The sequence below is a fragment of the Bradyrhizobium tunisiense genome (genome assembly GCF_042263385.1).
In the GTDB taxonomy this organism is placed as follows: domain Bacteria; phylum Pseudomonadota; class Alphaproteobacteria; order Rhizobiales; family Xanthobacteraceae; genus Bradyrhizobium; species Bradyrhizobium tunisiense.
In genome coordinates, this window is record NZ_JBHLEV010000008.1 from 185,130 (window position 1) to 197,759 (window position 12,630).

Below are 12,630 nucleotides of genomic sequence, written 5' to 3' on the forward strand. Positions count from 1 at the left end.
CTATGTCTTCGCGGCAAATAGGGGAGAGAAACATGCACGTGACAACTGCTGACAAACGCGCGACCTTCAGGAAGATGCACGAGAGCGGGTGCTTCATCCTGCCCAATCCGGTCGACGTCGGCAGCGCCAAGGCGTTGCAGCATCTCGGGTTCAAGGCACTCGCCTCGTCGAGCGCGGGCTTTGCCTGGACCATCGGCAAGGCCGACAACCACGTCACCGTCGAGGACGTCTGTCAGCATCTGGCAGCATTGAGCTCGGCCGTCGATATTCCTGTCAACGCCGATTTCGAGGGCGGCTTCGCGGTCGAGCCGGACAGGGTCGCGGACAATGTCGAGCGCGGCGTGCGCACCGGCGTTGCCGGTCTGTCGATCGAGGATTCCACCGGCGACAAGGACAGGCCGATTTACGAGCGCACGCTCGCGGTCGAGCGCATCAAGGCCTCGCGCAAGGCGATCGGCGACAGCGGCACGCTGCTGGTCGCCCGCTGCGAAGCCTATTTGTGGGGTGTGACTGATCTCAAGCTGGTCATCGACCGGCTCACCGCATACGCGGACGCGGGGGCGGATTGCCTTTATGCACCGGGCCTGAAGACCCGCGAGGACATCAGTGCTGTGGTGAAGGCTGTCGCGCCGAAACCGTTCAACCTGCTGATCGGTGCGTCCGGCCTGTCGCTGCAGGAAGCCGCCGATCTCGGCGTACGCCGGATCAGCGTCGGTGGCTCGCTTGCGCGCGCCGCCTGGGGCGGCTTCATGCGTGCGGCAAAAGAGATGGCGGAGAAGGGCACGTTCACCGAGCTCGGCAGCGGCTATTCCGGCGGCGAGCTCAACAAGATGTTCAGCTAGCAAACGAAGAGCGGCGGGACAATGTCCCGCCGCTCTCACGTCTCATTGCGAACTCTTACTTCGCGCCTTCAGACGGCGCCGGCGTATCCGGCGCCGGCTTTGCAGCAGGCGTATCCGGGGCAGCCGGCCTGCTCGGCGCAGCGCCCGTGGTCACGCCTGGGCCGGTGTTGGTGCGCGGCGTCACGTCGCGCATGCCGGAAGGCGCGGCCGGATTGGCGGGCTGCGTCTGTGCCGTCTGCGAGGCCGGTGCGTTGCTGGCCTCATTGGTCGTGCTGGTATTGTTCAGGCCGTAGAACACGGCACCCAGCACCAGTGCGATCGCAACGGCGAACAACGCAACCTTGCCGCTGGAGGCGGGGCCTTCGCCAAGCTCGGGGTCGGCCTGAAGGTCGGCATCCCGGCGCGCCGTGCGAAGATACTCATCGTCGGCGAGGTTCGGGCGGTACGGATCGTTGGGAAAACGGTCGTCAGCCATCGATTGGATCTCCTCGGTTAAGACGCCTGGACAACCCGTGGATGCGAGATTCTGTTCCGCGCTCCCTATGCTTTCGTCGCATGTTGCCCTCATGCCGGGAATCGGGAACCTGTGGGGGCAGGGAACCGAATGCGAGTTCCATGGCCGAGACGAAGGGAACTAGCCCAGGGGGTTTAAGCTATGTGGAGCCTGCCGCCGACGGATAGCGTGTTGCATCTTCTGGGATACGTCGCCATCACGGCGGAGGGCATGACCGCGGCGCTGGCCGCCGGCCGGCGCAGCATGGATTATGTCGGCGTTTGTCTTCTCGCCTGCGTCACGGCGCTGGGCGGCGGCACGCTGCGCGATTTGTTTCTCGGTCACTATCCGCTGGTGTGGGTGGCCAACCCGATCTATCTCGCGCTTCCGGGTGGCGCGGCGCTGCTGACCATCCTGATCGCGCGGCTGGTGCATCGGCTGCACCTGGCCTTCATCGTGCTCGATGCCATCGGCCTCGTCGTCTTCACCATGATCGGCTGCAATGTCGGCTGGCAGATGGATGCCTCGCTGCCGATCGTGATCGTCGCCGGCATGGTGACGGGCTGCGCCGGCGGCGTCTTGCGCGACGTGCTCTGCAACGACGTGCCGTTGTTGTTCCGCGCCGAGCTCTACGCCAGCGTCTCGGTGGTCACCGGATTGTTCTACGCGACGGCGTTCGGCCTCAATCTCAATGCCGAGCTCTGGACGATCCTGACCTTCGTGCTCGGTCTCAGCTTCCGCCTGCTCGCTGTGCGCTACAGATGGGAGATGCCGAAATTCGTGTTCACGGGGGATGAGGAGCGGTGACGCTGTCGCGCGCGATTGGCGAATGGCGAACAGATCCGGTCATTCGCTACTCGCTACTCCCCATTGGCCCCTTCCTTCCTCGCCTTCGCCACTTGCGACGGCGTCACCAGCAGGCCGGCATTGCCCCAGGAATTGCGGATGTAGTTCGTCACCGCCGCGATCTCACCATCGGACAGTTGCTTGGCATAGCCCGGCATCTCGCCAGTGTTGGGCGCGCGCGGAGTGGTCACGGTGTGGGCGCCGTCGAGGATGATGCGCAAGGTGGAGGAGGGATTGTTGGATTGCAGCAGCGCGTTGCCCGGTAGTGGCGGATAGATGCGCGGGGCACCTGAGCCGTCGGCTTCATGGCAGGCGATGCAGAGTTTTGCGTAGACGGCCTGGCCGGCCTTCATCTCGGCGTCGCCAGGCGGCGTCACGATCGTTTCGCGCCGTGCCGGCGGCAAGCTCTTCAAGTAGACCGCGATCGCGCGCACATCGGCATCGCTCATCTTCGAGGTCGAGTTGACGACCACCTCCGCCATCGGCCCGCCGGCATGGCTCCGAGCGTTGCGTCCGCTCTGCAGATACTCCGTGATGTCAGCCTCGCTCCACGACTTCAGCCCGGTGCGGGCGGCGCCGTCGAGCCTTGGTGCGAACCAGCCGCTCACCTCGTTGCCCGAGAGTGCTTGCGCGCTCTTGTCCGCGCCGAAATAGGTCTTGGGCGTGTGGCAGGCGCCGCAATGACCTAGCCCCGTGACGAGATAGCCGCCCCTGTTCCAGGCCGCGCTCTTGCCCTGGTCTGGCTCGAAAAGGCCGGGCTTGAAATACATCGCGTTCCAGATCCGCATCAGTCCGCGATAGCCGAACGGCCAGCGCAGCTCCGGCGGCTTGTTGCGGCTGACGACAGGCGCGAGCGTGCCGAGATAGGCGCGGATCGCCAGCGTGTCGTCCTTGGTCATCTTCGTGAAGTAGGGGTAGGGAAAGGCCGGGTAATAGTTCGAGCCGTCGGGCGCGATGCCGGTGCGCACCGCGCGCACGAAGTCGGCGTCCGTCCAGGCGCCGATCCCGGTGTCGCGGTCCGGGGTCAGGTTCGGCGCATAGATCGCGCCGAAGGGCGTATCGATGCGCTTGCCGCCCGCGAACGGTTTTGCGGGATCGGCGGTGTGGCAACCTGCGCAGCCGCCGGCCTCGACCAGCGTCTTGCCGTAGGCGATCTGCTCCGGTGATGGCGCGGCGGCGAGGGCCGCATTCGCAACCGCACTGCACAACGCGATCACAGCCAGAATCGTCCGCATCGAAGCCTCTCCCGCGACCAATCCCCGTCATCGCACCATAGCGGCGCATCCATTCATTTCGCCACGGTGGGGGGATGGTGACACAAATTGAAAACGCCCGGCGTATTTCAGGCCACGAAATTGCGATTTTTACCCGGCGCCGCCTTTGGTCCAGAATTGTGATGCGGAGCGTTAAATATCCGACATAGAGTGGCGCAGGTGGTCGGCGCGCCCTAGCTAAAAAAGACGGGCAGGCAACGGCTTAAGCGGCAAGACCTGAACAGGGCGTTGGAAAGAGGACAGCATGGGCATCAACCAGGGTCCGATCAGTCTCGATCAAAAATACACCCAGGAAACCGGACACGTCTTCACCACGGGCATCCAGGCCCTGGTCCGGCTGCCCATGGCCCAGATCCGGCGCGACCGCGCCAGCGGCCTCAACACCGCGGGCTTCATCTCAGGCTATCGCGGCTCGCCGCTCGGCGGCTACGACCAGCAGCTCTTCGCGGCGCGCAAGCATCTCGAACAGTACAACATCAAGTTCCAACCCGGCGTGAACGAGGATCTGGCGGCCACCGCCGTCTGGGGCTCGCAGCAGCTCAACCTCTCGCCCGGTGCCAAATACGACGGTGTGGTCGGCATCTGGTACGGCAAGGGCCCCGGCGTCGACCGCTGCGGCGACGTGTTCCGCCACGGCAACGCCGCGGGCTCCGCCAAGAACGGTGGCGTGCTCTGCCTTGCCGGCGACGACCACGGCGCGAAATCCTCCACCGTCCCGCATCAATCCGACCATGCCTTCATGTCGGCGCTGATGCCGTATCTCTATCCCTCGAGCATCCACGAGATGATCGAGATGGGCCTCTTGGGCATCGCGATGTCGCGCTATTCCGGCTGCTGGGTCGGCATGAAGGTGATCACGGAGACGGTGGAGACCACCGCCGAGATCGACCTCACCGACGAGATGAAGCCCTTCATCATCCCCGCCGATTTCGAGCTGCCGCCCGGCGGCCTTAACCTGCGCTGGCCCGACGACCGCTTCGAGCAGGACCGCCGCCTGCAGGACTACAAGGGCTTTGCCGCCATTGCCTTTGCGCGCGCCAACAAGGTCAACCGGGTCACCATGGATTCGCCGAACGCCCGTTTCGGCATCATGGCATCAGGCAAGAGCTACGAGGACGTGCGGCAGGCGCTGCGCGAGCTCGGGATCACCGAGGAGGTCGCCGCCAAGATCGGCCTCCGTCTCTACAAAATCGGCATGCCCTGGCCGCTGGAGCCGGAAGGCGTGCATGAATTCGCCGTCGGGCTCGAAGAGATCTTCATCGTCGAGGAACGGCGCGAGATCGTCGAGAACCAGGTCAAGCAGGTGCTGTTCAACTGGCGCGACGACGTCCGCCCGCGCATCGTCGGCAAGATGGACGAGCACGACAAGCGCTTCCTGACCTTCGCCGCCGAGCTCAGCGTCGCCTCGCTGGCGACCTCGCTCACCGAGCGACTTCTGAGGCTCAATCTGAACCCCGAAATCGCGGAGATGCTCCGCGTCAAGGCCGACTGGTTCAACGGCCGTCAGGCGACCCAGATGCAGGCGGTCGCCCCCGTGTCCCGAACACCGTATTTCTGCTCCGGCTGTCCCCACAACACCTCCACGAAGGTCCCCGAAGGCAGCCGCGCGCTGGCCGGCATCGGTTGTCACTTCATGGCGCTGTGGATGGACCGCTCGACCGAGACCTTTACGCATATGGGCGGCGAGGGCGTGCCATGGGTCGGCATCGCGCCCTTCACCAACGAGAACCATATTTTTGCGAACCTCGGCGACGGCACCTATTTCCACTCCGGGCTTCTGGCGATCCGGCAAGCAGTCGCCTCCAAGACCAACATCACCTACAAGATCCTCTACAACGACGCGGTGGCCATGACCGGCGGCCAGCGCCATGACGGCGATCTCTCGCCGCAGCAGATCACCTTCCAGCTCCACGCCGAAGGCATTCGCGAGATTTATCTGGTCTCGGAGGCGCCCGACGCCTATCCGGCGGACAGCATCGCGCCCGGCGTGAAGCTGTATCATCGCGACGAGCTGCAGAACGTCATGAAGATGTGCCGGGAGCATAAGGGCACCTCGGCGATCGTCTTCGTGCAGACCTGCGCCGCGGAAAAGCGCCGCCGCCGCAAGCGCGGCCTGATGGAGGATCCGGCGCGCCGCGTCATGATCAACCCGGCGGTCTGCGAAGGCTGCGGCGACTGCTCCGTGCAGTCGAACTGCATCTCGGTCGAGCCGCTGGAGACCGAATTCGGCCGCAAGCGCGCCATCAATCAATCCTCCTGCAACAAGGATTATTCCTGCCTCAAGGGTTTCTGCCCGTCCTTCGTCACCGTGGACGGCGGCAAGCCCCGCCACCGCGCGCCGGCTGAGCTCAGTGAGATCGGCGAGCTGCCCGAGCCGGCTTCGCGCCCGACGCTGGACAAGCCCTACAACATCGCGGTCGGCGGAGTCGGCGGCACCGGCGTGCTCACCATTGGCGCGCTGCTCGGCATGGCAGCCCATATCGAAGGCAAGGCCTCGATGATCCTCGACATGTCGGGCCTCGCGCAAAAAGGTGGCGCGGTGCTCAGCCACGTTCGCCTGTCGGACCATCCGGCGGAGGTGACCTGCTCGCGCATCGTCACCGGCACGGCCGATCTGGTGCTCGCCGCGGACGAGGTGGTCGCGGTTGCCAAGGACACGATCTCGCTCTGCGATAGCAACCGCACCCACGGCATCATCAACAGCCACGTCATCCCGACCGCCGACTTCGTCCTCAACCGCGATTTCAACTTCCAGACCCGCAAGCTGAACGGATTGCTCGAGACGGCGCTGCACAAGGACTCCGTCTTCTTCGATTTCACCAAGCCGGCCGAGCAGCTGCTCGGCGATGCCATCGCCACCAACATGATGATGATGGGTTACGCCTACCAGAAGGGGCTATTCCCGCTGTCGGCTGAATCGATCGAGCAGGCGATCGAGATCAACGGTGTCTCGATCAAGATGAACAAGGAGGCGTTCCGCCTCGGCCGCCTCGCGGTAGCAGATCCCCAGCGCCTCGCCGACATGCTGAAGGGAACCGACGAGGTGGTTCCGCCGAAGACGCTGGACGCAATGACGCTCGACGAAGTGATCGAGCATCGCGTCAAGCACCTGATCGCCTATCAAAACGGCCGGCTGGCACGGCGCTATCGCAAGTTGGTCGATCAGGTTCGCGATGCTGCCAAGCAGGGCGGCTATGGCGAGGCTCTGCCGCGTGCGGTCGCGGTGAACTACGCCAAGCTGCTTGCCTACAAGGATGAATACGAAGTCGCACGCCTCTACACCGACGGCGCTTTCGAGCAGCAGCTCCGCGATCAGTTCGAGGGCGACTTCAAGTTCAACTTCAATCTCGCGCCGCCGATTTTGGCGAGCGGCGTCGACGCGCTCGGTCGCCCGAAGAAGCGCGCCTTCGGCCCATGGATGCTGAACGTGTTCCGCGTGCTCGCAAAATTCAAAGTCCTGCGCGGCACCCCGTTCGACATCTTCGGCCGCAGCGCCGACCGCAAGCTCGAGCGCGATCTGATCGCCGGCTACGAGAAGGACGTCTCAACCGTGCTCGGCCTGTTGTCGCCCGTCACGATCGACACCGCAGTCGAGCTGCTCTCGCTGCCCGACCGCATCCGAGGCTACGGCCCGGTCAAGGAGAAGGCCGTGAACGACGCCAAGGCCCGCTATGCGCAGCTTGCGGCCGATCTCGCCAATCCGCCGCCCGCGCCAAGGCAGATCGCAGCGGAGTAAGAAGGTCCCGTAGGGTGGGCAAAGGCGCACTTGCGCCGTGCCCACGATCTCGTCCAAATTGCGCAAAAGACGTGGGCACGCTTCGCTTTGCCCACTCTACGACACCATCCCTTGCGTTGCCCGTCGGGCAAAACACACATGCCGTGGGTCAATCCGGACGCGCAAAAATATTCCACTTTACCGAAATTCGGGATTGTCGTAATTGTTTACCACCTCATCCCTCTCAGAGGGGCGTATCGCGATCGTCACGAAACGCGGGGTGAGTGGCGGTGGACGCGGGCTGCGTCGCACGAGCAATCGTGCACACGACAGGCGCGGTCGCGCGTACGGCAAAATCGTGTGGTCCTGACGTCCGGGGTCTGTACGTCAAGTCTTGCGTTCATCCGCAAGGCGACGGGGGCAATAGTGCAACGCTCCCCGGGGAGATCACGACATAAGCCGTAAAACCACTGCGCAGGGAAGGCCGGTTGCTTGGCCGCACCTGTATGCCGCTGTGCATCTGTTCTTCGCGCATTCGCGCACAGCGGACCGTGGGTGCCCAGCCGGCACCCGGTCTTCCCTGCGCCCTCTGTTTTCAGAGGGGAGCAAGACGGACGCAAAGCTCGGGCGAGACGCGCCGCGAGGATGCGGGCGTGTGTCTGCTGAAGCGTTGCAGCGTGTCCGGGACACGAGAGCTCGCCACTTGCGCCAACCCGCCATCCTCTCGCCCGACGGAATATTTCCGCGCTTGCCAATCTGCCCACCGCGGTTCAGAAAAACGGGGCAATAAGAAACGCGAGCGGAGACCTCTGTTTTGACCATCAAGGGCAAGGCCTACATTGCCGGGATATTTGAACACCCGACCCGGCATGCGCCGGACAAATCCACAGCGCAGCTCCATGCCGAGGTCGCCAAGGGCGCGATCGAGGATGCCGGGCTCTCCAAGGACGATGTCGACGGCTATTTCTGCGCGGGCGACGCGCCCGGCGGCGCCTGGCCGATGGTCGATTATCTCGGCCTGAACACCAAGAAGCTCCGCCACGTCGATTCCACCGAGACCGGCGGTTGTTCCTACATCATCCATCTCGGCCACGCCGCCGAGGCGATCGCCGCGGGCAAATGCTCGATCGCGCTGATCACGCTCGCCGGCAAGCCGCGCACCGGGGTGATGCCACCGCGCGCAGCCGGCGCCGAGGCCGATTTCGAATCCGCTTACGGCGCGACCACGCACAATGCCTACGGCATGTGTGCCATGCGCCATATGCACGACTACGGCACCACCTCGGAGCAGCTCGCCTGGATCAAGGTCGCGGCCTCGCATCACGCGCAATACAATCCGCATGCGATGCTGAAAGATGTCGTCACCGTCGAGGACGTGCTGAACTCTCCGATGATCTCCGATCCCTTGCATCGCATGGATTGCTGCGTCGTCTCCGACGGCGGCGGCGCGCTGATCGTGACGACGCCGGAGATCGCCAAGAGCCTGAAGAAGCCGCTTGTGCGCTTGATCGGCCACGGCGAAGCCATGAAGGGCCCGCGCGGCGGCAAGGATCTCGATCTCACATACTCCGCCGGCATCTGGTCCGGCCCGCGCGCGTTCGAGGAAGCCGGCGTCACGCCGAAGGACATCAAATACGCCTCGATCTATGACAGCTTCACGATCACGGTGCTGATGCAGCTCGAGGACCTCGGCTTCTGCAAGAAGGGGGAGGGCGGCAAGTTCGTTGCCGACGGCAATCTGATCTCGGGCGTCGGCAAGCTGCCGTTCAACACCGACGGCGGCGGCCTCTGCAGCAACCATCCGGTCAATCGCGGCGGCATGACCAAGATCATCGAGGCTGTCAGGCAGCTGCGCGGCGAGGCGCATCCGAAGGTGCAGGTCAAGAATTGCGATCTCGCGATCGCTCACGGCACCGGCGGCCTTCTGGGCGTTCGCCACGCCGCCTCGACCGCCATTCTGGAGCGCGTGTGATGAACGAAGCAAAGAAATACCCGGCACCGGTGACGAACCCCGAGACCGCGGCGTTCTGGGACGCGGCCAAGCAAGGCAAGTTCATGATCAAGCGCTGCACCGCCTGCGGCGAAGCGCATTACTTCCCGCGCTCGATCTGTCCGTTCTGTTACTCCGACAAGACGGTGTGGGAGGAGGCAACGGGCGAGGGCACCATCTACACCTGGAGCCTGATGCGGAAATCGCCGACCGGCCCCTACGCCATCGGTTATGTCACGCTGAAGGAGGGGCCGTCGGTGCAGACCAACTTCGTCGACTGCGATCTCGAGAAGCTGAAGATCGGCCAGAAGGTGAAGGTGGTGTTCAAGCCGACTGACGGCGCGCCGCTGCCGTTCTTCACACCGGCTTGACTGTTTTCTTCCTTCTCCCCTTGCGGGAGAAGGTGGCGCGAAGCGCCGGATGAGGGGTACCGCTCCGCGGAGAAAGTTTTCGATGAGGAAGCAACCCCTCACCCAAACGAGTTTGTTGCGGGCAGCATCTGGCCCTCTCCCACAAGGGGAGAGGGCGCATTAACGAGCGCCGCCGCTTGCTGAGACGAATGCCGGGAGGAAACCAGAAGAATGTCCGCCAGATACGAAGAACTGAAATCCCTCAAGAACCTCGGCCAGAAATACGCCTACACCGACCGCGAGGTGATGCTCTACGCCTACGGCATTGGCCTCGGCGCCGATCCCATGGACGAGAAAGAGCTCGCCTTCGTCAACGAGGGCACGCTGACGCCGCGGCCGCTGAAAGTGGTGCCGACATTCGCGTCCGTCGCGGCGTGGGGCTCGGGTCCGGGCGAGATGAATCTCAACCGCGTGATGGTGGTGGACGGCGAGCGTGACATCACCTTCCATCAGCCGCTGCCGGTTGCCGCGAACATCACCGCCGATTCCTCCGTCGTCGAGGTCTACGACAAGGGCAAGGACAAGGGCGTCGTCATCGTTCACCAGACCGTGCTGAAGAACGAGAAAGGCGAGAAGCTGGCAACGCTGGTCGCTTCACGCTTCGCTCGCGGCGACGGCGGCTTTGGCGGGCCAAGCCTGACCCAGCCCGATCCGCACAAGATTCCCTCGCGCAGCCCCGACAAGACCATCGACATCACCACGCGTCCCGACCAGGCGCTGGTCTACCGCCTCTGCGGCGACCGCAACCCGCTGCACTCCGATCCCGAGTTCGCCAAGAAGGCCGGCTTCCCGCGCCCGATCCTTCACGGCATGTGCACCTACGGCATCACCTGCCGCGGCGTGCTCCAGACCTATGCCGACTACGATGCGAGCGCCTTCCGTCAGCACGTCGCCCGGTTCTCCTCGCCGGTCTATCCCGGCGAGACCGTGACCATGGACCTCTGGAAGGACGGCAACGTGATCTCGTTCGAAGCCAAGGTGAAGTCGCGCGGCGTCACCGTGATCAAGAACGGCAAGACGGTGCTGGGTTAGGCTGCTCTCGTGCCCTGGGCGCCGCGCACCGCTACGCGCTGCGTCGCGGCCGGGACACGACAAAGCACAAACAGGGAGAAGCCACCATGGGACTGCTCGACGGCAAGGTTGCGCTGATCACCGGGGCGGGCGGGGGGCTCGGTGAGGCCTATGCGAAGCTGTTCGCGCGAGAAGGTGCATCGGTCGTGGTCAACGACCTCGGCGGGCCCCGCGACGGCTCCGGCGCCGACACCTCCATGGCGCAGCAGGTCGTGAACGCGATCACGGCCGAGGGTGGCAAGGCCGTCGCCAACGGCGCCGATATCTCCACCATGGAGGGCGGCCAGTCGGTCTTCGACGACGCCATCAAGCATTTCGGCCGGGCCGACATCCTGGTCAACAATGCCGGCATTTTGCGCGACCAGACCTTTCACAAGGCCTCCGAGGCCGATTGGGACAAGGTCATCAAGGTGCATCTGAAGGGCACCTTTTGCTGCACAATGCCGGTGTTTCGCTGGATGCGGGAAAACGGCGGCGGCGTCATCGTGAACACCTCCTCGACATCGGGTCTGATCGGCAATTTCGGCCAGACCAACTATGGCGCGGCCAAGGGCGGTATCTGGGGCCTGTCCAACGTGCTGGCGATTGAGGGTCGCAAATACAACATCCGGATCTGGACGCTGGCGCCGGGCGCGCTGACCCGCATGACCGCAGACCTGCCCCGCTATAAGGAGAACCCGGGGGCGGCGCTGGGGCCGGACGGCATCGCGCCGGCCGTGCTATACATGGTCAGCGATTTGTCGGGCGACCAGACCGGCAAGGTGCTGGGCGTGTCCGGGCCCCGCGGCGTGCGCGAGATGCGGATGATGGAAATGGAAGGCTGGAAGCCGCCGCACACGGGCTGGAAGGCCCAGGACATCGCCGATCATGCCAAGGAGATCTTCTTCTCCGAGGAGCAGATCAAGATGGGGGCGCGGCGGTTTTAGGCTGACTTGTCGTTCCGGGCGATGCGAAGCATCGAACCCGGAACCTCGAGATTCCGGGTTCGCGCTTTGCGCGCCCCGGAATGACAACAGAGAGAGACGAAGACCGATGAAACTCACCGCCGACGCCAAGGGCACTTTCGCAATCGCGCCGACGCCGTTCCACGACGACGGCCGGATCGACGAGCGCTCTATCGACCGCCTGACCGATTTCTACGAGGAGGTCGGCTGCGACGGCGTCACCGTGCTCGGCATCCTCGGCGAGGCGCCCAAGCTTGACGCCACTGAAGCCGAGCAGGTGGCGGTGCGCTTCGTCAAGCGCGCCAAGAAAATGCAGGTGATCGTCGGCGTCTCCGCACCGGGCTTTGCCACCATGCGCTCACTGGCGAGGGCCTCGATGGACGCGGGCGCGGCCGGCGTCATGATCGCGCCGCCGCCGTCCCTGCGCACCGACGATCAGATCGTCGGCTATTTCAAGCAGGCGGCGGAAGCGATCGGCCCCGACGTACCCTGGGTGCTGCAGGATTATCCGCTGACGCTCTCGGTGGTGTTCACGCCCGCCGTGATCCGCAAGATCGTCATGGACAATCCGAACTGCGTGATGCTCAAGCACGAGGACTGGCCGGGGCTGGAGAAGATCACGACACTGCGCGGCTTCCAGAAGGACGGTTCGCTCCGTCCGCTCTCGATTCTCTGCGGCAATGGCGGCACGTTCCTGGACTTCGAGATGGAGCGCGGTGCCGACGGCGCCATGACCGGCTACGCCTTCCCGGAGCTTCTGATCGACGTCGTGAACCTTTCCAAGGCCGGCAAGCGCGATGCCGCGCATGACCTGTTCGACGCGCACCTGCCGCTGATCCGCTACGAGCAGCAGCCCGGTGTCGGCCTGAGCATCCGCAAATACGTGCTGCAGAAGCGCGGCATCATCGCCTCCAGCGCCCAGCGCAAGCCGGGCGCGACCATCACGGCGACGGCGAAGGCGGAAGTCGAATATTTGCTGTCGCGCGTCGCCCGGGTCGACAAGCGCGCCAATCTCGGCCCGCAATCCAGCGCCGCGGGTTAGTCG

At 64.4% G+C, this 12,630-nt stretch carries 10 protein-coding genes; 8 read left to right on the top strand and 2 right to left on the bottom strand.

Annotated features, from left to right (window positions below):
• Positions 1-32 precede the first annotated feature (32 nt).
• Positions 33-842, top strand: coding sequence for an isocitrate lyase/PEP mutase family protein (locus ACFDR6_RS28825; protein WP_212092172.1), 810 nt, complete (start codon positions 33-35; stop codon positions 840-842).
• A gap of 55 nt (positions 843-897) precedes the next feature.
• Here the strand turns inward: ACFDR6_RS28825 and ACFDR6_RS28830 are convergent, their stop codons facing one another.
• On the bottom strand, positions 898-1,317 hold the full coding sequence (locus ACFDR6_RS28830; RefSeq protein ID WP_212092171.1) for a hypothetical protein: 420 nt from the start codon (positions 1,315-1,317) through the stop codon (positions 898-900).
• A gap of 180 nt (positions 1,318-1,497) precedes the next feature.
• Here ACFDR6_RS28830 and ACFDR6_RS28835 point away from each other — a divergent pair, with 180 nt between their 5' ends.
• A complete protein-coding gene (locus ACFDR6_RS28835) occupies positions 1,498-2,142 on the top strand; it encodes a trimeric intracellular cation channel family protein (RefSeq protein ID WP_317243652.1) in 645 nt (214 codons plus the stop codon).
• 53 nt (positions 2,143-2,195) lie between these two features.
• On the opposite strand, the gene ACFDR6_RS28840 is transcribed toward ACFDR6_RS28835, so the two are convergent.
• Entirely contained in the window at positions 2,196-3,416 is a 1,221-nt protein-coding gene (locus tag ACFDR6_RS28840; RefSeq protein WP_375860326.1) for a c-type cytochrome, read from the bottom strand.
• 283 nt (positions 3,417-3,699) lie between these two features.
• Here ACFDR6_RS28840 and ACFDR6_RS28845 point away from each other — a divergent pair, with 283 nt between their 5' ends.
• The 6 genes from ACFDR6_RS28845 (at position 3,700) to ACFDR6_RS28870 (ending at position 12,627) form a co-directional block, all read left to right on the top strand.
• Positions 3,700-7,191: an indolepyruvate ferredoxin oxidoreductase family protein gene (locus ACFDR6_RS28845; RefSeq protein ID WP_375860327.1), complete on the top strand. Its 3,492-nt coding sequence runs from the start codon at positions 3,700-3,702 to the stop codon at positions 7,189-7,191.
• Positions 7,192-7,984: 793 nt separating this feature from the next.
• On the top strand, positions 7,985-9,142 hold the full coding sequence (locus tag ACFDR6_RS28850; protein WP_375860328.1) for a thiolase family protein: 1,158 nt from the start codon (positions 7,985-7,987) through the stop codon (positions 9,140-9,142).
• On the top strand, positions 9,142-9,531 hold the full coding sequence (locus tag ACFDR6_RS28855) for a Zn-ribbon domain-containing OB-fold protein (protein WP_375860329.1): 390 nt from the start codon (positions 9,142-9,144) through the stop codon (positions 9,529-9,531). The genes ACFDR6_RS28850 and ACFDR6_RS28855 overlap by 1 nt, the downstream gene beginning before the upstream one ends.
• Before the next feature lie 210 nt (positions 9,532-9,741).
• On the top strand, positions 9,742-10,602 hold the full coding sequence (locus tag ACFDR6_RS28860) for a MaoC/PaaZ C-terminal domain-containing protein (protein WP_212092165.1): 861 nt from the start codon (positions 9,742-9,744) through the stop codon (positions 10,600-10,602).
• 86 nt (positions 10,603-10,688) lie between these two features.
• The gene (locus ACFDR6_RS28865) at positions 10,689-11,567 is read left to right on the top strand and encodes an SDR family oxidoreductase (RefSeq protein WP_212092164.1); all 879 of its coding nucleotides are present in this window, start codon (positions 10,689-10,691) and stop codon (positions 11,565-11,567) included.
• Between the two features lie 106 nt (positions 11,568-11,673).
• Positions 11,674-12,627: a dihydrodipicolinate synthase family protein gene (locus tag ACFDR6_RS28870; protein ID WP_317243657.1), complete on the top strand. Its 954-nt coding sequence runs from the start codon at positions 11,674-11,676 to the stop codon at positions 12,625-12,627.
• Positions 12,628-12,630: the final 3 nt, after the last annotated feature.

Excerpts from the sequence above, each read along its gene's own strand:
- ACFDR6_RS28870 (WP_317243657.1), top strand. The coding sequence starts at position 11,674 with ATGAAACTCACCGCCGACGCCAAGGGCACTTTCGCAATCGCGCCGACG.
- ACFDR6_RS28860 (WP_212092165.1), top strand. The coding sequence starts at position 9,742 with ATGTCCGCCAGATACGAAGAACTGAAATCCCTCAAGAACCTCGGCCAG.
- ACFDR6_RS28830 (WP_212092171.1), bottom strand. The coding sequence starts at position 1,317 with ATGGCTGACGACCGTTTTCCCAACGATCCGTACCGCCCGAACCTCGCC.
- ACFDR6_RS28840 (WP_375860326.1), bottom strand. The coding sequence starts at position 3,416 with ATGCGGACGATTCTGGCTGTGATCGCGTTGTGCAGTGCGGTTGCGAAT.
- ACFDR6_RS28855 (WP_375860329.1), top strand. The coding sequence starts at position 9,142 with ATGAACGAAGCAAAGAAATACCCGGCACCGGTGACGAACCCCGAGACC.
- ACFDR6_RS28845 (WP_375860327.1), top strand. The coding sequence starts at position 3,700 with ATGGGCATCAACCAGGGTCCGATCAGTCTCGATCAAAAATACACCCAG.
- ACFDR6_RS28835 (WP_317243652.1), top strand. The coding sequence starts at position 1,498 with ATGTGGAGCCTGCCGCCGACGGATAGCGTGTTGCATCTTCTGGGATAC.
- ACFDR6_RS28825 (WP_212092172.1), top strand. The coding sequence starts at position 33 with ATGCACGTGACAACTGCTGACAAACGCGCGACCTTCAGGAAGATGCAC.
- ACFDR6_RS28865 (WP_212092164.1), top strand. The coding sequence starts at position 10,689 with ATGGGACTGCTCGACGGCAAGGTTGCGCTGATCACCGGGGCGGGCGGG.